The organism is Pseudomonas agarici (genome assembly GCF_001543125.1).
GTDB lineage: Bacteria > Pseudomonadota > Gammaproteobacteria > Pseudomonadales > Pseudomonadaceae > Aquipseudomonas > Aquipseudomonas agarici.
On sequence record NZ_CP014135.1, the window covers coordinates 1,312,697 to 1,334,279 of the forward strand.

The window sequence follows — 21,583 nt, forward strand, 5'->3', positions numbered from 1 at the left end:
GCTTACGGCCCTGTTGACGGTGCTAGATTTCCCAGACGCCGCTATGTCGGCGCGACTATCAGCTATCACAAAGGTTCTCTGGGCCTTTCAGGGCTTACCGCGTGGCAGCAAGTCCCACGCAGGCTGCTGCGCGGTGCTTAGGCTGAGTAGCGCCACCTGGCCTATGGAGAGCCGGCTTACCAGTCCTCCCATCTGTCTATCTGCTTCTGGATAGCTTTGAAGGCAGGCATGAGACCTGATCACCAACTCAAAATCATGCGCTCGGAGAGCGTGTTGCCCACAGTCATGTGAAGGCGGGGGCGCACGAGGCTCTGACATAATCATGACGCTGGGGTGCGCGGATCATGCTGGTTCAATTAAGTAGCTTTGCAACCTATAGAGTAGGGGTAGGATCACTCCCCATCAGTATCATTTGGGTGTTTATTGCTTTAGGAGGAGTGAGGAGTATTGATCAGAAAAGGGGGTGTAAGTGGTTCGTCTAGGAAAACGTTGAGATCCTGCATTGTGATCGCTCAATTGTTCTATCAGTGGGACAAGCTATCGTATTTTAAGCGACTAATCAGCTATTGGTTTCACAGGTAGGATTGTCCCAACTTGATCGCTGAGAGGCGATTCTCACTTGGAGAGACCACATGAAACTCTTGCACATCGATTCCAGCATCCTAGGCGACAACTCGGCCTCTCGCGAACTGAGCCGTCGCGTGGTTGAAGCCTGGCAAGCCGCCGAACCTTCGAGCGTGGTGACTTATCGCGACCTGGCAAGCGATGCCATCAGCCACTTTTCCAGCCTGACCTTGGTTGCCGGTGGCACCGCCGCCGAACTGCGTGACGCGGCCCAGCGCCATGAAGCCGAGCTCAGTGCTTCGACCATGGAAGAGTTCCTCGCTGCCGATGCCATCGTGATCGCCGCGCCGATGTATAACTTTTCCGTGCCGAGCCAGCTCAAGGCTTGGATCGACCGTATCGCCGTCGCCGGCAAGACCTTCCACTACACCGAAAACGGTCCCGAAGGCCTGGCTGGCGGCAAAAAGCTGGTGATCGTCTCCACTTCCGGTGGCCTGCACGAAGGCCAACCGACCGGTGTAGCCCACGAAGACTACCTGAAAGTGCTGTTTGGTTTCCTGGGCATCACCGATATCCAGTTTATTCGTGCCCACGGCCTGGCTTACGGTGAAGAGGTTCGCGCCAAGGCGATGAGCGACGCCCAGGCACGGATCAACAACAGATTGTTCGCCGCTGCGTAAAGCTTTTGTAAACGAGCAAGAAACTTCCGGTAACAAACACTAAACTCTGTGCTCTGATCATGCGAGTGATCGAATACGGAGTTTTTTGCATCGGGTGGCCTTGGTTGACGCGACTTGTGCTGACTGAGGATTGCTCTTCGGCACAGATGCTCCGAACACCTCAAAAAGTCAGTCGAAGTCTTAAGCGCAGCTCCAATTTTCAGGGAATGAAAGAGAACTTAGCATGCTAAATACACAGCAAAGGTGGGCATCTCCATGATGCGTCTTTGTGCAGTGTTACTGATCTGTTTATCCAGCAGCCTGATGACGGCTCGAGCGGCGCCAGCAGCTCATTGGAGCGTGGGCTTCCATCGCCTGACGTTTCTTGACCCGCTTGACCTGCAACCGATGAAAGCGCTTGCCTTCTATCCGTCCTTCGGTCGCGAGCAGTCGAGCAAAATCGGCGGTTACACCATCCAGGCCAGAGAAGACTCGCCCATTGCTATCGGCCGCTACCCACTGCTGATGTTATCCCATGGCAATACCGGTACGCCGCTCGCCCTGCATGACCTGGCGACCTCGTTGGCGCGCAAAGGCTTTATCGTCGTGGCTGTGCTGCATCCGGGCGATAACTATAAGGACAACAGTCGCCTGGGGACCTTGAGCAACCTCTACGGTCGACCGATGCAAATTTCCGCGGCCATCACCGCTACCCTTGGCGACCCGATGCTGTCGCCGTTTGTCGAGGCAGAGCAAGTTGGAGTGATTGGTTACTCCGCTGGTGGCGAGACCGCGCTGATTCTTTCTGGCGCACAACCGAATCTGGATCGCCTGCGCCACTACTGTCAGGAGCGTCCGGAAGACAAAGATGCCTGCAGGACAAAGGGCGAGTTGATCGTCGATCGCGATGACTTGCGACCGGTCGCCGATCCGCGCGTTCATGCACTGATGCTGATGGCGCCGCTGAGCCTGATGTTCGGTCGTCACTCCTTGGCCGACGTGCATGTGCCGGTACTGATGTACGGCGGTGATGGCGACAAGCTGGTATTTCCCGACAAGAACGTCGCGGCCCTGGCACGCAAGCTGCCGGTGGCACCGCAGTTCAGGATGATCGCCGGGGCCGGGCATTTTGTGTTCATGGCGCCCTGCAATGAAGAGCAGCTCAAGGCCACGCCCGCGTTATGCACCGATCCTGAAGGAGTCAATCGTGTGGATATTCACCGCGATCTGATCTTCGAAGCCGCACGTTTCTTCAGCGAGGTCCTCAGCGTGCCGAATCGCGGCGGTCTACAGACCGCCGATCAATGACTCAGCGTGCTGTCGGGCGATACGCCAGCAGCACGGCGACGGACAGACCGGTGATCGACAGCAATGCCGCCGTGAAGAAAATCCATGTATAGCCCAGGTTCAGCGCCACTGCGCCCATCAAGGGGCCGGCGATGGCCAGCGCCAGGTCAAAAAACAGCGCATAGGCACTCAGCCCCGCGCCACGACTGGAGTTTGGCACCTGCCGAATGGCTTCCACACCGATGGCCGGGTACACCAGCGACAGGCCGAATCCGGCCAGCCCGGCTCCAGTCAGCGCCATCTCGGGGGAGGGCGACAGCCAGAGCAAGGCCAGGCCCAGGGTTTCGATGCTCATGCAGGCGATCGCGACCTTGAAACCGCCGTGGCGATTGATGCTGCTGATAAAGAATAAACGCGCGAGGATAAAGCAACTGCCGAAAACCGTCAGGCAATAGGCTGCGCCTGTCCAGCCGCGGCTGAGGTAGAACAGGGTGATAAAAGTGGTCAGCGTGCCATAGCCGATAGACGCTAACGTCAGGCTTGCACCATAGGGCGCAATGCGTCTGAACACCGCTCTGAAGGGCATGCGCTCGCCACGAACCACCGGTACCGACGGCCTGTTGCGGATTAACAGCAATGCTCCTGCAGCCAGTGTCGACAAGGCAATGCCGAGGCTGGGGAAGCCATACTCGGCGACCATCAGCACCCCCAGCGGCGCGCCGATGGCAATGGCGCCATAGGAGGCGATGCCGTTCCAGGAAATTACCCGAGCGGTCTGGTCGGCACCGACTTGGCTGATCCCCCAACTGCTGGTGCCCACGCCGATCAGTCCCTGGGCGACTCCCAGCAGCAACCGCCCGGCGATCAGAATGCCCAGGCTCAACAGGGGCAAGTGTTGCACCAGCGTCGACAGCAGGGTCAGCCCACCGCTGAGGAAAATGCCCGACAGGCCATAGATGATCGAACGCTTGGTGCCGACGCTGTCGGCCATGCGCCCGGCCAGGGGCCGGCTAAGGAGAGTAGCCAGATACTGTGAGCCGATGGTCAGCCCGGCGATCACGGCACTGAAACCCAGTTGCTCATGCACGTAGCCGGGCAAGACCGCAATCGGCAGGCCGATGCACAGAAATGCGACAAAGGTGTATAAGACGATGGAAACGATTTGCAGGGTGACGGTCAGGTTGCCAGGCAGTCGGGGAGGTTGCTGGGCGGACATGAGGGCTCGTTCGCGGGCGGGCGGTTGGAGAGCTTCATCATGGCGGGCCGGAGGGATAAAAGAAAGCAGGCTAATTAATTTTTCTGAAGCGCCGAACCTGAAAACTCCGCACAGCCTGTGTCAATAGCGGTTGCCGATAACGGCGGCCGACCGGACGATACAAGGCTTGAAAGCCTCGATCGCCGGTCCTGACAAAGCTGTGTTTAGAAAACCACGCCCTGGCTGCGCAGGTAGTCGTCATAGGTGCCGCTGAAGTCAGTCACACCGCTCGGGCTCAGCTCGATGATACGGGTGGCCAGCGACGAGACGAACTCGCGGTCGTGGCTGACGAAGATCAGCGTGCCGGGGTAGTTTTCCAACGCAAGGTTGAGCGCCTCGATGGATTCCATGTCCAGGTGGTTGGTCGGTTCGTCCATTACCAGTACGTTGGGTTTTTGCAGGATCAGCTTGCCGAACAGCATGCGACCCTGCTCACCGCCGGAAATCACCTTGACCGACTTGAGGATTTCGTCGTTGGAGAACAGCATGCGGCCCAGGGTGCCGCGTACCAATTGTTCACCACCTTGGGTCCATTGGCCCATCCAGTCGAACAGGTTGACGTCGTCTTCGAAGTCATGGGCGTGATCCTGGGCGTAATAGCCCAGCTCGGCGGCGTCGGTCCACTTCACGGTGCCGGCATCCGGGCTCAGTTCGTTGACCAGGGTACGCAGTAGGGTGGTCTTGCCGATACCGTTCGGGCCGATGATGGCCACGCGCTCGCCGGCTTCGACGGTAAAGCTGAAGTCCTTGAACAGTGGGACGCCATCAAAGCCCTTGGCCATATGCTCGACGATGACCGCCTGGCGATGCAGTTTCTTGGTCTGTTCGAAGCGGATGAACGGGCTGACACGGCTCGATGGCTTGACCTCGGCCAGTTGGATCTTGTCGATCTGCTTGGCGCGGGAGGTGGCCTGTTTGGCTTTCGAGGCGTTGGCCGAAAAACGGCTGACGAACGATTGCAACTCGGAAATCTGCGCCTTCTTCTTGGCGTTGTCCGATAGCAATTGCTCGCGCGACTGGGTCGCCACGGTCATGTACTCGTCGTAGTTGCCAGGAAACAGACGCAGCTCGCCGTAATCCAGGTCAGCCATGTGGGTGCACACGCTATTCAGGAAGTGACGGTCGTGAGAGATGATGATCATCAGGCTGGAGCGCTGGGTCAGGATGTTTTCCAGCCAGCGGATGGTGTTGATGTCCAGGTGGTTGGTCGGCTCGTCGAGCAGCAGCACTTCGGGGTCGGAAAACAGCGCTTGGGCCAGTAGTACGCGCAATTTCCAGCCAGGGGACACTTCGCTCATTGGGCCGAAGTGCTGCTCGATGCCGATGCCCAGGCCCAGTAGCAGCTCGCCGGCACGGGATTCGGCGGTGTAACCGTCCATCTCGGCGAACTCGGTTTCCAGCTCAGCCACTGCCATGCCGTCTTCTTCGGTCATTTCCGGCAGCGAGTAAATGCGGTCGCGCTCGGCCTTGACCTTCCACAGTTCCTCGTGACCCATGATCACGGTGTCGATCACGCTGAACTCTTCGTAGGCGAACTGATCCTGGCGCAGTTTACCCAGACGCACATTCGGCTCCAGCATGACCTGGCCGCCGGACGGCTCGAGGTCGCCGCCGAGGATTTTCATGAAGGTGGATTTGCCGCACCCGTTGGCGCCGATCAGGCCGTAGCGGTTACCACTGCCGAATTTGACCGAGACGTTCTCGAAGAGCGGCTTGGCGCCGAACTGCATGGTGATGTTAGCTGTGGAGATCAATTACTTTACCTATCAATAGCTTAGGGTGCGCTTATTTGAGCCGGGACCCATTTGGGACCCATCTGGAGCTGTTTCATTTCGCTCCAATCCGAGCTTGAGTTGATCCAACGCGCATAAGTCGAGAGCAGCATCTGCACACTATGGCCGAGCTGCTGGGAGATGAAGGCGGGGTTCATGCCAGACATACTGCATATTGTCGCATAGGTGTGACGACAGTTGTATGGCAGCCGACAACGGATATTCACCGCTTTGCCCGCCACGACGCCGCTGAAGCTGGCGACTTCGGGGGTGGCGAGAGGCCGGTGGTGAGTCGTCCGGCGACGTATGGACGGTCCAGTGGCCCCGGCCAGGTGTATGGTGGGAGAGCAACCCTTGGATATCTCTACTGAAAGGAGGTGGCTATGAGCGTTTCACTGCTCTGGAAGATGCATGTCAACGGCTATGAGGTAATCCACGCCTGCGGCGGTCCTTGGAAGGTGCGCACTCAGGCTGATCGATTGAGTTCATTCAGTACTCGGGAAGAGGCCATGGCCTACGTGGTGTCGCTGCCGATGCACAAGGTCATGCGAGCGAAAAACAGCCAGTAACCGATTGGTTGACTGAGAGTCGAACCCCGGCAGTGCCGGGGTTCCTTGCGTTGGCGATAGCGCCTGTGCCCGGCAAATCACCGGTTACCAGCGCATGCGCAGCCCGATGGTCGCGGAAACGGCTTCCTGTTGCCGGGTATCGATATTGCTGCCGTAGTCGATGCTGCTGTAGAGGTCGACGTCCCGGCTCAATGTCGCCACCACGCCAGCGCCGAAGTCCAGGGTGGTGCCGGTATGCTCGGTCTTGATCGGGTAATCGTCGAAGGTCGCGGTGTCGCGTGCCTTGAAGTCATGCCAGAGGTTGCCGCGCACATAGAGTTCGAGGGGCACCGAGCCTGCGTGGTATGGGCCTTTGGCACGCACGCCAATGCGACCTTTCAGATACTCTTGGGTGTCGAAACCGACTTGTGAGATACCGTCTTCGTCATTGTTCATCGATACCTTCTGGCCGATCAATTGGACTTGCGGTTCGATGGCCCAACGCTCGGACAGCGGCAGCGGATAACCGCTTTCCACGGACAGCGTCACCGCATGCCCCTTGAGGTCGAGTTTGACACCACGGTCGGAGCGGGCGCTGCCGGTATAGCGCGTGCCCATGGCGACGGTATCGATATACCAGTCGGTGGGACCGATCAAGGTCCAGTAAGCGCCCAGGCTATCGCCGTTGAGGCGCAGATTGCCGGCTTCGCGATCCTGGAAGCCGTCGATGAAACCACGCACGTCACCGTCCAGGCGCGCATGGCTGAGGAACAGTCCGGCGTGTTGCCGGTAGCCTTGTGTGCTGGTCGAGCCGAACAGGTCGTGACCGACCTGGAATCCCCAGATCGTACTGTCCAGGCTCGGATTCACATCTCCCGACCAGCTGCGCCGCCCATGGCTGGCGAACGTGCGGGCCCAACCGGCGGGCAGCTCGCCGTTTTCCCGCAATAGGCCTTGCTCGCCCTGACGCTCATGAAAGGTGCCCAGCGCGGTCTGGGCCAACTGCGCGGCGGCTGGCGTGACGACCGCGTCGATCGGTACTTCGGGACGGTAAAAGGGAATGGTTTCTCCCGGTTCGGGTGTCGGCAGATCGGGTCCACCAGGTTCTGGCAGCGGTGTGACCGGCCCTTCCGGTTCAGGCAGCGGTACCACTGGAGCGGTCACGCTGGAGCGCAGGTACCAGTTGTTTTCCGTGCCGGCGGTGACGCCGCCCTTGAACAGATAGTAATCGAAGGCGCCAGCGGATACCGAACCTGCCAGGCTGAAGGCGTTGGCGCTGCTGGTGGCACCCTGGTTAGCCTCGACGACCTGGATACCGTTTTGCAAGGTTTGGGCACCGCCTCCGCCGAAGTTGCTGACCTCTATGGCGGTCGTACCGGAGAGCGTGCCTCGCGATACCACCAGCCGGTCGGAGGGTGAATCATCGTCGGCGAGGATGCTGTGCAACTTCAAGTGACCGTTATTGCCGATATAGTTACCGACCACGGTGAAGCGGTCGTCCACCTGCGCGCCGCCGCTGGTGAGGTTGATCGTACCGGCGTTGGTCAGAGTGACATTCTGCCCGGCGGTGAAGGCCGTGACCACGCCGCTGTGAGCGCTCAGACTGCTGCTGGCATCGATATCCAGGGTGCCCGTGCCGGTGCCGGCGTCTCCCAGGACTAGATTGTCATTGAGGGTCAGTTGAGTGCCTTGGGTAAGACTCACCGATTCCCAGTTGACGTATCGCGCGCCATTGATCGGCGTGCTGGCCTGGAACGTCAATTGGTCATTGCCCTCTCCGCCATCCACTGCTGGAGTGGAGGAGAGGGTCGCGTCCGAGAGGCCGTCGAGCAGTGCCCGGTCGTCATCGAGCTCCATCACGATTGCGCCGTGGATGATGCCGGCGTCGCGCCAGTTGAAGACGTCCGCGCCCGCGCTCATGCGAATTTCACCGTGTATGGTCCCGTCACTGACCAGGATCTGATCGTCGCCACCGCTGACGCTGATGTTGCCGCCGATGGTCCCGCCCTTGACGAGGATGGTGTCCTTGCCGAAGCCAGTCACCAGGTTGCCGACGATAGTGCCGCCGTCCATGTCGAACAAGTTATCGTCCAGCTTCATGTCGACGCGTCCAATCGTCCCGCCTGTCATGTGAGCCTTGTCACCATCCTCGAACTCATCGGCGATGACCCCGCCGCTCATCTCGAAAGTGTCGAGGCCGTCGCCCTGGTGCAGCGATTGGATCTGTCCACCGGTCATGGTGAAGTTGTCGGTTCCGCTGCCTTCATCGACATCACCATGGATCGTGCCGCCGCCGATGACGACGCGGTCGTTGCCGGTGCCGAAGCTCACCGGGCCGGTAATGCTACCGGTGCCGGCGGTGGGCATCGTCAGGCTGTTGTTGCCGGCGTTGTCGACGAGTGTCGGAGCGGTGTCACTGTCGCAGGTGTAGTCATCGTTGCCGGCAGTAGGAGGGGCGAAAGTGCAAGCGGCGTGCGCGCCTTGCAGTGTTATCAGGAGGCAAAAGCAAACAAAGAGGGAACGAAGCAGAAAATAAGGCATCGCATTTATCCTTTTTTCAAGGATAGGGCGTAGCCACCACGGCGCATGTTGAGGGCCCTATGCGCTCAACATGGGTGTTCGTGGAGGGTTATAACGTAAAAAAGATCAGCGCATAACTGTCAAAGTTGACAGGTTATATTGGAGGCGAAATAGGCGTAGTGTGAAGGGTTTGATCCGACTTTGTTTCACTAAAGTGATTTGGCGATGAGCCTTTCGCGCTATAGTCTTCGATTCGCTGAAGCATTCTGTCATATGAAATTTCTCCCGCCCTCGAACCTCCGGCGTAGGGTGTTATCTAATTTATAAATAGCTATCCAACGCCGACTAATGCGTCCCAAGAGAGGCATCATGAACAGACTTGTCTTCGGTCTGACTCCGTTGTTGGTCATCGGCCTGCTGGTCGTTGCGCTCCCTGCCGACGGCGCCGTCCTGGATCCGAGAGCGACCGCTACGCCGCAACTGGCGCAGAACCTGCCCAATAACGACAACCCCTATAACAACCCGATTCGCCGCGCCAATCCCAATAGCCAGCAGGGGACCAAACCGGCCACACCGCCTGTACGCGGTCTCAATACCCTGCCGACGCTACGCCCTTCGACGCTCGAGAACGGAGCGGTGCGCAATGGTTATCCGCGTGAACAGCAGGCGCCGACGGCGGTGCCGATCCAACCCGGAACTCGCGCCGATCCGAACCCACGCCGTTGAGACGGGGTTGACGGTCGGTGTGATGGGTGTTTTTCCTCCATCCATAAGGATATGCCTATGTTGCTGAAAACACTTCTGGCGACTTTGTGCGCAGGCTCATTGATGAGCCTGTCCGTGTGGGCGGCCGATAGCGCTTCCCGAACCTTCCAGTCCGAATTAGGGCCGGTGACCGTCAGCGAAATCATCGAGGGGCTCAAGCATCCCTGGGCGCTGGCGTTCCTGCCCGACAAGCAGGGCATGCTAGTGACCGAGCGCCCTGGGAACCTGCGGGTGGTGAGTCCCGGCGGCGAGCTGTCGGCTCCGCTGGGCGGTGTTCCCGAAGTATGGGCCAAGGGCCAGGGCGGCTTGCTCGATGTAGTGCTGTCGCCATCGTTCAAGCAGGATCGCCTGGTCTACCTGTCCTACGCGGAGGGCGGCGGCGCGGGCGGTAAGGCCGGCACCGTGGTGGGGCGAGGGCACCTGTCGGTCGACCTGAAGCAATTGAGCGACTTCAAGGTGATCTTCCGCCAGGAGCCGAAGCTGTCGGTGGGCAATCACTACGGCTCGCGCCTGGTGTTCGACCGCGACGGCTACCTGTTTATCGCCCTGGGTGAAAACAACGAACGGCCGACAGCCCAGGACCTCGACAAGTTGCAAGGCAAGGTGGTGCGGATCTTCCCTGACGGCGGGATTCCCGACGACAATCCCTTTGTCGGTCAACCGGGCGTGCGTGGGCAAATCTGGTCCTACGGACATCGCAACCAGCAGGGTGCGGCGCTCAACCCCTGGACAGGTACCTTGTGGACCCACGAACACGGGCCGCGAGGTGGTGACGAGATCAATATTATCGTGCGGGGCAAGAACTACGGTTGGCCGCTGGCCACCCATGGCATCAACTATTCGCTGCAACCGATCCCCGAGGCTCAGGGCAAGACGGTAAAAGGCACCGTGCCACCCCATCATGTCTGGGATAAATCCCCTGGCCTCAGCGGCATGGCATTCTACGATGCTGATCGCTTCCCGAAATGGCAGCACAACCTGTTTGTCGGCGCACTGGCGGCCCAGGAGTTGATCCGGCTGCAGTTCGAAGGCGACCGCATCGTCCATGAAGAGCGCCTGCTGAGCGAACTGAAGTCACGGGTTCGCGATGTGCGCCAGGGACCGGACGGCTACCTGTATGTCCTGACCGATGCCGAGAACGGCGCACTCTACAAGGTGAGCCTGGAATAGAGGATAACCGCCCGCTGCCATTTCTCGGTGATTACTCGCTGACGGCTTTTTTGGTCAGCTTGGACGGTGTCCAGATACGGTAGCGGATTTCCACATCGTCCGGGGCGTAGATCACCAGCGGCAGCTTGCTGTTGTAGCGCAGCATGTAGCCGGTGCCGATCACCGGGACAAAGTCCTTCTTGCTCTTGGTGCCAGGTGGGCAGGCCATCAGCGTGGACATCGGGCCGCTGACGCTTTCCAGGCGATAGTAGGAGTAACCCCAGCCTTCGAGGTTCTTCTCGTCGAGGTTGCTGCTCAGGCGTTTCTGGTTGCAATCGACGGGCAGGATCTTGCCGGCGATGATTTCCACCCGGTGATCGGCGTCCTTGGTCATCTTCGGTACCCGGATCACCGTGCGGGTAAAGCCAGCTTCTGCCTTGGGGAAGGGGGCCAGGTCCGATTTGTCGGCGGCGACCGCGTTGGCGGTAGTGGTCAATGCCAACAGAAATGTGGTGGCGATAGTCGTCGAATTCATGAGCTCTTTTGCCCTGTCAGGAGGGAACTATCCCTCGTTTGAGTCACACAGTCCCGACGTTATGCCGTATGGGCTGCGATGGTTTTTGTCCGGGTACCCAAGCAAGTTGCCAAGATAAGGGCAAATTGCACTATGCCAAAGCGATTTTCTTGCATTTTGCATGGTGTCACTTTGCTATTGGTGCGTCAAAGTCGTTGTTTTTCCAGCAAATCATTATTTAGCGTGGCAGGCATGCTTCCTGCTGTCTTCCGGTGACAACCACTGGCCGGATTGTCGGGCGAATAACCTTAACAGCGGGCAAAAAGCGGCCTAATCTTGAAGGTGGTTTCGTTGTCCGGGACAGGGCGAGACGAGCCACCCGTGAATTGAGAGACGGCCAGTGGCCGTTACTACAATAAAATCTGGCTGCCTCATAGAATGGAGAGCGTCGCCATGCTATCGCTATCGACACTGGAGTTACGCAATATCATTGAAAGCAGTTTCCTGCCCATGCGCTGCCAGTGCACCCTGAGCGCGGATGAGTCCCTGACCGTCAAGGTATTCAACAGGAAATCCGCACGGGTCGACCTCATGGTGACCGGGATCTGTGCCTCGAAACTAGACAGTAATCGCGCCATTTGCGAACTGATCGCCGAATTGCGCTATGACCTTGAGCATGGTCGGGAGCGCCATCACGGTGAGGGGCGAGCGAGGGTCCGCTGAAACATCCCGACAATATTGTATGAGCCTCCCGGACGCCCCGAGGCGCAGGGGATGTCTACTGCGGAAAATCTTCCCGTCATGGCTTAGATAGCCTAACGTCAACGCCGAACTGCCAGTAAACTGCGCGCTTTTCCCCCTCCGTATTCTTCATTTCCAGAGGTTTTGCATGACACTCAGTCCTTTTGCGGGCAAACCGGCGCCGGCACAGCTGCTGGTTGATATCCCGCGACTGGTATCGGCCTATTACACCGGCCAACCCGATGCCGCGCTCGCCACCCAGCGCGTTGCCTTCGGCACCTCGGGGCATCGGGGCAGTTCATTCGAACTGAGTTTCAATGAATGGCATGTCCTGGCCATTAGCCAGGCCATTTGCCTGTATCGCCAGTCCCAGGGAATCGATGGTCCGTTGTTCGTCGGGATCGATACCCATGCATTGTCGACTCCGGCTGGCGTCAGCGCCCTGGAAGTGTTTGCCGCCAATGGCGTGGAAACCATGATTGCTCCTGACGATGAATACACGCCGACGCCGGCGGTGTCCCACGCGATCATCTGTTACAACCGCGGCCGTACCCGCGGCCTGGCGGACGGTGTGGTGATTACTCCGTCTCACAACCCGCCGCAAAGCGGTGGTTTCAAGTACAACCCGCCCAACGGCGGCCCGGCCGATACCCACATCACCCGATGGATCGAAGCCAAGGCCAATGAGTTGCTGGGCAATCAGTTGGCCGGCGTCGAACGTATCAGCTATGAGAGGGCGCTCAAGGCTGACACCACTCACCGGCATGACTATCTCAACAGCTATGTCGCCGATCTAGTCAATGTCATCGACATGGACGTCATCCGTGGCGCCAACCTACGCTTGGGTGTCGATCCGCTGGGCGGTGCCGGCGTGCGTTACTGGTCGGCGATTGCCGATCATTACCGGTTGAACCTGGACGTGGTGAACACCGAGGTCGATCCGACGTTCCGCTTCATGTGCGTCGACTGGGACGGCAAGATTCGCATGGACCCATCCTCAAGCCATGCGATGCAAGGCCTGATCGGCTTGAAGGAGCGTTTCGACGTGGCTTTCGCTTGCGATCCCGACCATGACCGTCACGGTATCGTCACACCGTCCGCAGGCCTGCTGGCGCCGAACAATTACCTGGCGGTGTCCATCGACTACCTCTTTCAAAACCGTCCACAATGGCGTGTCGATGCTGCGGTCGGCAAGACGGTGGTCAGCAGCGGCCTGATCGACCGCGTAGCAGCACGCTTGGGCCGGCGCCTGCACGAGGTGCCGGTAGGTTTCAAGTGGTTCGCCGACGGCCTGTTCGACGGCTCCCTTGGTTTTGCTGGCGAGGAGAGTGCCGGGGCGTCGTTCCTGCGCAAGGATGGCAGTGTCTGGTCCACCGACAAGGATGGCCTGATCCCGGCCTTGCTGGCGGCGGAGATGACCTCGCGCACCGGGCGTGACCCGAGCCAGATCTACCATGGCCTGACGGAGGAGCTGGGCGAGCCGTTCTCCGTGCGGGTCGATGCCAAGGCGACGCCGGCACAGAAGGTAATGCTGAGTAAGTTGTCGCCGGAGCAGGTCGCCTCGACGCAATTGGCCGGCGAGGCCATCCAGCAGATACTCAGCCACGCACCGGGCAATCAGCAGGCCATCGGTGGCCTGAAGGTTATGACCGAGAACGGTTGGTTCGCCGCACGGCCATCGGGCACTGAGGATATCTATAAGATCTATGCCGAGAGTTTTGTCGGTGACGATCATCTCAAGCAACTGGTGGCGGAAGCCCAGGTACTGGTAGATAAGGCCATTTCGCTGGCCTGATCGTTGAGGCAGAGAAACACATGGTGGCGAACGGGCTGACCCGCTCGCCACCATGGCTGTTCACCTTGCCTTTGTGCGTCGTTCCGTGAATCAGGCCAAGTCGACCAGGATGATCTCGCTGTCTTGCACGGCGGTGATGCGCAAGACTGCTTCCTGAGCTACGGCCACGCCATCGCGGGCTTCGGCGCGCAGGCCATTGACCTCGATCACCCCGGTAGCCGGCACCAGATACGCCCGACGATTGCTGTCCAGGTGGTATTCGGCGCTTTCGCCGGCTTTCAGGTTGGCTGCCGCCAACCGGGCATCGGCGCGAATCCGCAAGCTCTGGTCATCGCCGGCCTTGCCGCTTGCCAGGGTCACGAAACCCTCGCCACGCTCGCCCTTGGGAAACGGTTTGGCACCCCAGGAAGGGGCTGAACCGGCTTCGTTGGGGATGATCCAGATCTGGAAGATCTTGGTGGGTGTCGACTCCAGGTTGTACTCGCTGTGGGCGATCCCGGTACCGGCGCTCATCACCTGCACATCGCCAGCTTCGGTGCGGCCCTTGTTGCCAAGGTTGTCCTCGTGGCTGATCGCACCTTCTCGGACATAAGTAATGATTTCCATGTCCCGGTGCGGGTGTTGCGGAAAACCGGTGCCGGGGGCGATCACGTCATCGTTCCAAACCCGCAGGTTGCCCCAGTTCATGCGCTGCGGGTCGTAATATTCGGCGAATGAAAAGTGGTGATGCGCGTCCAGCCAGCCGTGATGGGCGCCGCCCAGGGTGTTGAAGGGTCTGAGTTGCAGCATGAGTCTTCTCCTGTTCAGGTTCGTCGAGGGCTGGCGCGGGCCAGGACAGGACGGTGACCGATTGATAGTGGGATTATCTTCGATCAAATCAATATCGATAAAAAGCGTAAATAATGCTTAAAAATAATCGAAAAAATTGATGTATTCGCACGCTTCGAAGAGTCTCTCTACTTTCAATTCATCGCCTAAATAACTGATAGATAGGCAATTGACTAGAAGTCCCGGCGTAATGGAGCGACCATAGGCCTCCCGCCCGGACAGCCCCAAGACCTGGAGTCAGCGTGTCGTCATACCCCCCCGAACCGCCTGCCAAACTTACCTCCCTGACCCAATTGCCGCCGCTCAAGCGCCTGATAGCCCGCGTGTTGGGCAGTGGCCTGAGCCGATTACGGGCACAGCACATGGCCTCTTGGTTGCAGGGCCAGGCGGATGGCTTTCGCAGTGGCCACAGCGCGGGAGTGGAATACGGTTATCAGGAAGGGCGCGCCGACGGCCTGGAGCAGGGACGCCAAATATTATTGATTCGCGATACCCGGCCCGCGCAGCACCAGGCGCCTGGAGTCGACGGTCATCTATTCGACGACTGGCGCCTGCCGCTGGGTGTTGAGCTGAAGAAGCTCATCAAGGCGGACATCGCCCGTCTGTTGCCGGCCCATGCGCAACCGAGCGCCGCGCAATGGAAAATGATCTTCAGTGATACGCCGTCTACCTCGGTGATCGCCGGGGCTGGCGCCGGTAAATCGACATCCCTGGTCCTGCGCATTCTCTTGCTGACCCACTACCTGGGCTTCGAGCTTGACTCGCTGACCGTCGTGACCTTTACCCGCGAGTCGCGCAAGGATTTCATCGCCAAGCTGATTGAGGTTTTTGCGTTATGGGGACATTCCCTCAGTCTCAGGGACGCCAGGAACGTGGTGCGCACTTTCCACTCGCAGATCCTGCCCATGGTCCGCAGTCTGCCGGATTTTGCCCAGTTGCAGGCGTTCGAGAACCTCGGTACGCGCACGTTGTTCGAGGACGAAGGCGCCGACAGCAATCCCTTCGATCTGCGCATCAATGATGCCCAGCGCCAGCAGCTCAATGCCTGCTACCACCGGCTGTACCGCGATGAGCCACGTTTTCGCGACGTTCTGGTACCGCTGTACAAGCAGGCGCTACAACTCAAGGAGCTGGAACAGGATCACCCGGATGTGCAGAAACGCATGGCGGTCACCGAACTCGCTTCCAGGCGCGACGAAGAGCTGTGCGATACCGTCGAGGACCTGTGGTTTCGCGCTGGCGCCTGGCCGATCGAGGGTATCGAGCCGAACCGCGAGACGGTCGATATCAACGGCTCGCCGTTTCATTGCCATGGCTATATCCCGCAGCTGGATGCTTGGGTAGTGCTGGGTTTCGATCAGCGCGAAAGTCCGCAGATCGCTCGCCCAGGCTCACGCTTGACGGTGCGCGCGGAATGGGCGGTCAAGCGCACCTTGTTTCAAGCTTTTTGCCGTAAGCCTTTGATATGGCTTGATAGTTATGAATCTGCAAAGCGCCTTCTATCCTCCTTGGATGGGGAGGCTACGGCTGGTCCCGGCTTTGATTACAAGGTCAAGGGCGAACTCGCCTCGGCACCGTTGCTCGATTGTTTTGTCATGGCGGCCGGGTTTATCGAGAACCTTGGCTTGGACGTCCATGTTGCGGTGGGCCAGATGAGTTTTGCCCAGGATGACCCGGACCGATTCTTCTTCGAAGCCCTGAGTTTGTTCTGGAAGGCCCTGGAAACGCACTTGCTTGCGCAATCGCCGCCGATCATGACCTATAACCGGATGTTCTCGCTATTCGGCGAGAATAGCCCGGAAAACCAGGCATTGCTCAGCGACGAACTGTTGCGGCCGCTGTCGCACCTGATGATCGACGAGTTTCAGGATGTTTCGCCGCAGATCGTCTCCTGGTTGCGGGCCAGCCTGCGGGAGATTCGTCGGCGCACTCCAGCCTTGCATGTCGGACGTGAGGCCCAACATTCGTCGTTGTTATGCGTGGGCGATGACTGGCAGTCGATCTATGGCTGGCGGGGCAGTTCACCCAAGTACTTCATGGAGTTCGCCAAGCAGTTCCCCTCGCCGATGACAACCCGGGTGATGCTGAGTGACAATTATCGCAGCCACCAACATATCATTGATGCTGCCGAGCATATTGTGCGGGCAGCTCCGACCATCGCCGGGAAAAAAGCCAAGGTTGCGGGAGAAGCGAAGGATGCGCTGCCCGTGAATATCCTTGATCGGGATGACGCCGAGCTGGGCCAGCGCTTGGCAGGACACTATCGAAAGGGCGACAGTATCTTGATGTTGTTTCGAAGAAATAGTGATAAGTCATTGATAAGTGAGCATATTCAATCGATAGTTAATGTGGATTCTAGTTTGCCCCGCGAACAGCGTCGGCTCAAGCAATTGACCTATCACAGCGCCAAGGGGTTGCAGGCCGATGTGGTGTTCCTGTTGGGTGATTGCCTGCACCTGACCCGTTCACCCTATAAGAACCAGGTCTACCGGATGGCGGGACTCGGCAAGGATGGCGATACCGAACCCTATGACACCGCGCAGAAAGATGAGATCCTGCGCCTGGCTTATGTCGGGATCACCAGGGCGGTGAAACATTGCTATTGGTATCTGGATCGGCAGGAGGCCCAGGCGGCGAGCGCGCCCAAGGCATCCGATCGGATTGCTGGGGACAAGGCGTTTTTTGCCGATTTTCGTGTCAAGGCATAAACCCGCATAGAGATGGTCACGCCTCATCGGGAGGACCGTGTCTAGGGGGTCAGGCCAGGGCTTTGAGGTTCTGGGGTGGCACAAAGGCCTCGAGTTCGGCCTCGATTGCCTCGATGATGCGTTCGACATCAGCAGCATTCATCACTGTGGCACAGGGTATTCCAGCAATGGCGATCAGGGTTTCGCCACTGGCCCGGTCGAACAGTCGGGCGATCATGCTGACGGGGGCGTCCATGGTGGCTTCGAAACCCAAGGGGTGAAAATGCCAGCGCATCAATTGGCAGGCATTGGGGAAGGTGACCTTGCTGAAAACTTGGCTCATGCTGCCCACCTGTTTCATTGAACGCTTCCTTTCGCCTGCGGGTAGGAACGGAAGGACCTCATGGTCCAACCTGGCTCATGCTAAAAATAATATCCGTTCGCAGCAGGCAGGGGAGTTTTTTCAGGTCATTCGGCGATTGTTTTCGTGCAATTCGATCACTGTCATAGCTCACCTTCGTTGGCGTGCTCTGTATCCGACGACGACTCAAGTCCAGGTCATCGGCGACGCTCCCTGCCCATCGGTACTAGGATCGCCATCATTTGTTACAGCTTGTAGAGTCTGGAATGCCGGTTTGACGAAATATCGGTTGAGAGCTGGATCAGCTCGATGACCCGATGAAGCCGGCATAGCTGCTCCAGGTCATCCACCCGTAGGACTCATCCCCTGAGCACGCCAGCAAAAATCAATGGTGGAGGGCGCCCCATAAGCGGTATCAGCAACTATGTGAAGTACCTCAACCACAATTCAGTGACCAACAATCTGATGGACTCGAAGCGATGCAGTTACATGGCTGAACCGTTTTATTGATATCAAATAGCCATTTTTTTGGCGTCACCTGCATAGCCATTCGATTGTTTATCATTATTTAATGAAATTTTTACCTCTCACCCTGAATAAAGCATGAAGTCCTGCCGATATTGATAATAAGCCCGTGAGCTTTTCACAGATGCGGTGTTGAAACTATCTGGCGCTAGATCCCGATAGACAAATGGCAGGGACGCTAGCAACCCCAATGTTCAGAGAGAGCTTCCCATGTCCCTACGTAATATGAATATCGCCCCTCGAGCCTTTCTCGGTTTTGCCTTTATCGCACTGTTAGTGGTGGTGTTGGGGGTGTTTGCACAAACGCGCATGACGGTGATCCGCCAGGTTTCGGTCAATATGCAGAGCCATCATCTGCCCGGTGTGGGTTATCTGGGGAATCTCATCGAGGGTGTCCTGCGGCTGCGCATCCTGTCCTTTCGCGTGCTGGTCAATCGCGAGCCAGCAGCACTACAGGAGGCCGATGCACGTATTACGTTCCTGACGAACAAGATCCGCAAGGACCAGAAGAGCTATGCCGGTCTCCCCTCAGCGGGAGAGGAGTTGGCCAAGTACAAGGAGTTTGCCGCGACCCTGGAAAGCTATCTCGAGAACCAGGCGCGAATGCTTGAGCTGTCACGGCAGAACAAGCTCGATGAGCTGCGCTTGCTGATCAATAGCCAAATCAAGGCCGGTACCGACTTGATGGGTGTGCAACTCAATCAGTTGGTTGAGATCAATAAGGCTGGGGCGGCGCAGGCATCGGAGCTGGCGGGACAGGAATATGACAGCGCCAGCCTGGGCATTATCACCGTATCGGTCGTCGCCGCACTGATGACCGTGTTGCTCGCATGGTTGCTGACCCGCAGTATTGTCGCTCCTTTGAACAAGGCGCTGATCGCGGCCGAGGCCATTGCCGGTGGTAATCTGGCCCAACCGATCGAGGTTGCTGGCAGAGACGAACCGGCACGTTTACTCACGGCGTTGTCGGCCATGCAGGGCAACCTACGCAAGACCATCGAACAGATTACCGGCTCGGCCACCCAACTGGCCTCGGCGGCGCAAGAGCTCAACACGGCGACCGAAGAAGCTTCGCGCGGGCTGCAACAGCAGAACAATGAAATCGAACAGGCAGCCACCGCCGTCAACGAGATGACCAGTGCCGTAGAGGAAGTGGCGCGCAACGCCGTCTCCACCTCCGAAGCGTCCCAGCAATCCAATCTGGCGGCGCGCGAAGGCCGCGACCGAGTGGTCGAAACCGTCGAGGCGATCCAGGCCATGAGCCAGGACGTGCAAAGCACCTCAATACTGATCGAAGGGTTGGCGACCCAGGGCCGCGACATCGGCCAGGTACTGGACGTGATCCGGGCGATAGCCGAGCAGACCAACCTGCTGGCACTCAACGCCGCCATCGAAGCGGCCCGTGCCGGTGAGGCCGGTCGTGGTTTTGCCGTAGTGGCCGACGAAGTACGGGCCCTGGCCCATCGTACCCAGCAGTCGACTCGGGAAATCGAACAGATGGTGGCCGGGATCCAGAACGGCACGGGCGAAGCGGTGCAATCGATGCATCAGAGCAATCAACGAACCCAAAACACCCTGGAAATGGCCCGTGCCGCCGGTGCCGCCCTGGAGCAGATCACTCATTCGATCAATCTGATCAACGAGCGCAATCTGGTGATTGCCAGCGCTTCGGAAGAACAGGCGCAAGTCTCCCGGGAGGTCGATCGCAATCTGGTGAACATCCGCGATCTGGCGACCCAGTCGGCTGCGGGAGCTAACCAGACCAGTGTGGCCAGTCATGAGCTATCGCGCCTGGCAGTGGACCTGAATGCGATGGTGGCGCGCTTCGTTATCTAAAGGATCGAGGCTGATCGTTCCCACGTCGAACCGTTTGCGTGGGAACGCCTATCAAGATGCCGGGAAGGGAGGTGGTATCGGGCGATATTTAAAAGTCCGCGTAGCCAGGAGGTTGTTCAATGGGTTGTCTTACATTGATAGGGTATAAACGTGTCGAGCACCATTGAAGTCGCCAATCTGCAAGCAGGCAATGTTGAAGGCAGCCAGCAGTATCTTCTTTCAACCGTTCGTGAGTTCAGTGCCAAGTCTGAGCGCCCTGGGGGAATGACAATCAATGGGAAACCCTCTTATTCAGTGGATCAAGCCGCGACAAATCTGTTGAAGGGCTCAACGCCTTGGGCGGACATTGATAAGAACGGGAAAATAGAGCTGACCTACAGCTTTCCGAGAGAGTCGCAACTGCTGTCCAATGATGATTATTATGCGTTGGATATCGCCGGACTCAGGGAGTTCAGCCCCTTGCAAAAGGCTCAGGCGGCGTTGGCCATGCAATCCTGGTCGGACGCCGCCAATCTCCGGTTTTCCGAAGCGCCACAGGGTGGCGACGGTCATATCACCTTTGGCAATTACAAGGTCGGGCTCGGAGCCGCCCAGACCATTCGCCCGGGGGATGCATCGGGATTGGGCGGGCAGACCTGGTACAGCATTGCTGAAGGATATGCTGACAACAACAATCCGGGACTGAACAACAATGGTCGACAGACCTTGACCCATGAAATCGGTCATGTACTGGGTTTGCCACATCCCGGCAACTATAACGGAGCAGGCGTGAGCTACACGAGCAATGCCGGCTATGCGCAGGACACGTTGGGTTATAGCGTGATGAGCTACTGGAGCGAAGCCTCCAACGGCCAGGACTTCACCCGCGATGCCGCCACCTTCTACGCGTCTGCCCCCTTGATGGACGACATCGCGGCCATTCAGAAACTCTATGGCGCCAATTGGAGCACCCGTGCCGACGATACCACCTATGGCTTCAATTCCAATGCGGGGCGCGACTTCCTGAGTGCATCTCAATCCTCGGATGCCTTGGTATTTTGTGTCTGGGACGGCGGCGGTGAGGACACTCTGGATTTCTCCGGCTTCACCCAGAACCAGAAGATCAACCTGCATGCCGGCTCGTTCTCCGACGTAGGGGGCATGGTTGGCAATATCTCCATTGCCCAGGGTGTCATGGTGGAGCATGCCACCGGCGGTGCGGGTAATGACCTGTTGCTCGGCAACGATGGAGTCAACGAGCTGCGCGGCGGTGCCGGCAACGACATCCTCTATGGCGCGGGCGGTGCGGACAAACTGTGGGGCGGGGCGGGCAACGATACCTTCGTATTTATCGCCGTTTCCGACTCGGCGCTGAATGCCGGTGATCGGATCATGGATTTTGTCAGCGGCCGGGACAAAATCGATCTGTCGGGGATCACCCAGGGTTCGGCGCTGAACTTCGTCAATGCCTTTACCGGGCATGCTGGCGATGCGGTGCTGAGTTATGTGGCGGGTACCGGCATGGGCACCCTGGCGATCGATTTCTCAGGGTATGGCGTGGCGGACTTCCTGGTCACCACGGTGGGGCAGGCGGCAGTCACGGATATCGTCGCCTGAGTCGGTAAAACAGGAGGAGGCGTTCGCGCTGCCTCTTCCAAAGCCCTATTACCTCTGATCAGAACTCTTTTCGAGGTTTGGAAACGACGAGTAGGACACCAAGACCAAGCTATTTGGTGGCAATTAATGAAACTGTTTTAATCGCCTATTATTCCTAGCTCTTCACCTTCCTTGGTCTAAG

Annotated in this window: 16 protein-coding genes and 2 pseudogenes; 11 read left to right on the plus strand and 7 right to left on the minus strand. The window is 58.5% G+C overall.

Features of this window, described 5'->3' with window-relative positions; all coding sequences use genetic code 11:
* Nucleotides 1-632: 632 nt before the first annotated feature.
* Nucleotides 633-1,244, plus strand: coding sequence for an FMN-dependent NADH-azoreductase (locus AWM79_RS05765; protein ID WP_060782382.1), 612 nt, complete (start codon nt 633-635; stop codon nt 1,242-1,244).
* 255 nt (nt 1,245-1,499) lie between these two features.
* Complete coding sequence (locus tag AWM79_RS05770) at nt 1,500-2,531, plus strand: alpha/beta hydrolase family protein (protein ID WP_060782383.1); 1,032 nt, start codon at nt 1,500-1,502, stop codon at nt 2,529-2,531.
* A 1-nt stretch (nt 2,532) separates the two neighbouring features.
* Here the strand turns inward: AWM79_RS05770 and AWM79_RS05775 are convergent, their stop codons facing one another.
* From AWM79_RS05775 to AWM79_RS25535, 3 genes and pseudogenes are all read right to left on the minus strand, one after another.
* Nucleotides 2,533-3,726 (minus strand): MFS transporter, encoded by a 1,194-nt coding sequence (locus AWM79_RS05775; protein ID WP_060782384.1) that lies wholly within the window; start codon nt 3,724-3,726, stop codon nt 2,533-2,535.
* A 203-nt stretch (nt 3,727-3,929) separates the two neighbouring features.
* Nucleotides 3,930-5,519, minus strand: coding sequence for an ABC-F family ATPase (locus AWM79_RS05780; protein ID WP_074862487.1), 1,590 nt, complete (start codon nt 5,517-5,519; stop codon nt 3,930-3,932).
* 20 nt (nt 5,520-5,539) lie between these two features.
* Nucleotides 5,540-5,764, minus strand: a pseudogene (locus AWM79_RS25535) (hypothetical protein); the annotation flags it as partial.
* A 156-nt stretch (nt 5,765-5,920) separates the two neighbouring features.
* On the opposite strand from AWM79_RS25535, the gene AWM79_RS05785 reads away from it, so the two are divergent.
* The gene (locus AWM79_RS05785) at nt 5,921-6,106 is read left to right on the plus strand and encodes a hypothetical protein (protein ID WP_017131870.1); all 186 of its coding nucleotides are present in this window, start codon (nt 5,921-5,923) and stop codon (nt 6,104-6,106) included.
* 84 nt (nt 6,107-6,190) lie between these two features.
* Here AWM79_RS05785 and AWM79_RS05790 read toward each other — a convergent pair whose 3' ends face one another.
* A complete protein-coding gene (locus AWM79_RS05790) occupies nt 6,191-8,626 on the minus strand; it encodes an autotransporter family protein (RefSeq protein ID WP_017131869.1) in 2,436 nt (811 codons plus the stop codon).
* A gap of 348 nt (nt 8,627-8,974) precedes the next feature.
* Between AWM79_RS05790 and AWM79_RS05795 the strand changes: the two genes are divergently transcribed.
* Nucleotides 8,975-9,331, plus strand: coding sequence for a hypothetical protein (locus AWM79_RS05795; RefSeq protein WP_017131868.1), 357 nt, complete (start codon nt 8,975-8,977; stop codon nt 9,329-9,331).
* A gap of 57 nt (nt 9,332-9,388) precedes the next feature.
* Nucleotides 9,389-10,540, plus strand: coding sequence for a PQQ-dependent sugar dehydrogenase (locus tag AWM79_RS05800; RefSeq protein WP_060782385.1), 1,152 nt, complete (start codon nt 9,389-9,391; stop codon nt 10,538-10,540).
* Nucleotides 10,541-10,571: 31 nt separating this feature from the next.
* Here AWM79_RS05800 and eco read toward each other — a convergent pair whose 3' ends face one another.
* Nucleotides 10,572-11,054, minus strand: a complete 483-nt coding sequence (gene eco / locus AWM79_RS05805; RefSeq protein WP_017131866.1) for a serine protease inhibitor ecotin — start codon at nt 11,052-11,054, stop codon at nt 10,572-10,574.
* A gap of 432 nt (nt 11,055-11,486) precedes the next feature.
* On the opposite strand from eco, the gene AWM79_RS05810 reads away from it, so the two are divergent.
* Both AWM79_RS05810 and pgm read left to right on the plus strand, forming a co-directional pair.
* Nucleotides 11,487-11,756, plus strand: coding sequence for a DUF1652 domain-containing protein (locus AWM79_RS05810; protein ID WP_017131865.1), 270 nt, complete (start codon nt 11,487-11,489; stop codon nt 11,754-11,756).
* A 166-nt stretch (nt 11,757-11,922) separates the two neighbouring features.
* A complete protein-coding gene (gene pgm / locus AWM79_RS05815) occupies nt 11,923-13,569 on the plus strand; it encodes a phosphoglucomutase (alpha-D-glucose-1,6-bisphosphate-dependent) (RefSeq protein WP_060782386.1) in 1,647 nt (548 codons plus the stop codon).
* A gap of 90 nt (nt 13,570-13,659) precedes the next feature.
* On the opposite strand, the gene AWM79_RS05820 is transcribed toward pgm, so the two are convergent.
* The gene (locus AWM79_RS05820) at nt 13,660-14,358 is read right to left on the minus strand and encodes a pirin family protein (protein ID WP_017131863.1); all 699 of its coding nucleotides are present in this window, start codon (nt 14,356-14,358) and stop codon (nt 13,660-13,662) included.
* A gap of 281 nt (nt 14,359-14,639) precedes the next feature.
* Between AWM79_RS05820 and AWM79_RS05825 the strand changes: the two genes are divergently transcribed.
* Complete coding sequence (locus AWM79_RS05825) at nt 14,640-17,105, plus strand: UvrD-helicase domain-containing protein (protein ID WP_060782387.1); 2,466 nt, start codon at nt 14,640-14,642, stop codon at nt 17,103-17,105.
* Nucleotides 17,106-17,154: 49 nt separating this feature from the next.
* Here AWM79_RS05825 and AWM79_RS05830 read toward each other — a convergent pair whose 3' ends face one another.
* Entirely contained in the window at nt 17,155-17,427 is a 273-nt protein-coding gene (locus AWM79_RS05830; protein WP_074862492.1) for a DUF1652 domain-containing protein, read from the minus strand.
* A gap of 768 nt (nt 17,428-18,195) precedes the next feature.
* Here AWM79_RS05830 and AWM79_RS26030 point away from each other — a divergent pair.
* The 3 genes and pseudogenes from AWM79_RS26030 to AWM79_RS05840 all read left to right on the plus strand — a co-directional run.
* Nucleotides 18,196-18,948 (plus strand): annotated as a pseudogene (locus tag AWM79_RS26030) (MCP four helix bundle domain-containing protein); the annotation flags it as partial.
* Complete coding sequence (locus AWM79_RS26035; RefSeq protein WP_425262054.1) at nt 18,943-19,806, plus strand: methyl-accepting chemotaxis protein; 864 nt, start codon at nt 18,943-18,945, stop codon at nt 19,804-19,806. The pseudogene AWM79_RS26030 and the gene AWM79_RS26035, both read left to right, overlap by 6 nt.
* 177 nt (nt 19,807-19,983) lie before the next feature.
* Nucleotides 19,984-21,402 carry a serralysin family metalloprotease gene (locus tag AWM79_RS05840; protein ID WP_244159645.1) on the plus strand — a complete coding sequence of 473 codons (1,419 nt, stop codon included), beginning with the start codon at nt 19,984-19,986 and terminating at the stop codon, nt 21,400-21,402.
* Nucleotides 21,403-21,583: the final 181 nt, after the last annotated feature.

Bases quoted from the DNA above. Each gene is read 5' to 3' on its own strand.
- eco (WP_017131866.1), bottom strand. From the start codon at position 11,054: ATGAATTCGACGACTATCGCCACCACATTTCTGTTGGCATTGACCACT.
- AWM79_RS05820 (WP_017131863.1), bottom strand. From the start codon at position 14,358: ATGCTGCAACTCAGACCCTTCAACACCCTGGGCGGCGCCCATCACGGC.
- pgm (WP_060782386.1), top strand. From the start codon at position 11,923: ATGACACTCAGTCCTTTTGCGGGCAAACCGGCGCCGGCACAGCTGCTG.
- AWM79_RS05770 (WP_060782383.1), top strand. From the start codon at position 1,500: ATGATGCGTCTTTGTGCAGTGTTACTGATCTGTTTATCCAGCAGCCTG.
- AWM79_RS26035 (WP_425262054.1), top strand. From the start codon at position 18,943: ATGCAGGGCAACCTACGCAAGACCATCGAACAGATTACCGGCTCGGCC.
- AWM79_RS05790 (WP_017131869.1), bottom strand. From the start codon at position 8,626: ATGCCTTATTTTCTGCTTCGTTCCCTCTTTGTTTGCTTTTGCCTCCTG.
- AWM79_RS05795 (WP_017131868.1), top strand. From the start codon at position 8,975: ATGAACAGACTTGTCTTCGGTCTGACTCCGTTGTTGGTCATCGGCCTG.
- AWM79_RS05810 (WP_017131865.1), top strand. From the start codon at position 11,487: ATGCTATCGCTATCGACACTGGAGTTACGCAATATCATTGAAAGCAGT.
- AWM79_RS05785 (WP_017131870.1), top strand. From the start codon at position 5,921: ATGAGCGTTTCACTGCTCTGGAAGATGCATGTCAACGGCTATGAGGTA.
- AWM79_RS05830 (WP_074862492.1), bottom strand. From the start codon at position 17,427: ATGAGCCAAGTTTTCAGCAAGGTCACCTTCCCCAATGCCTGCCAATTG.
- AWM79_RS05800 (WP_060782385.1), top strand. From the start codon at position 9,389: ATGTTGCTGAAAACACTTCTGGCGACTTTGTGCGCAGGCTCATTGATG.
- AWM79_RS05775 (WP_060782384.1), bottom strand. From the start codon at position 3,726: ATGTCCGCCCAGCAACCTCCCCGACTGCCTGGCAACCTGACCGTCACC.
- AWM79_RS05765 (WP_060782382.1), top strand. From the start codon at position 633: ATGAAACTCTTGCACATCGATTCCAGCATCCTAGGCGACAACTCGGCC.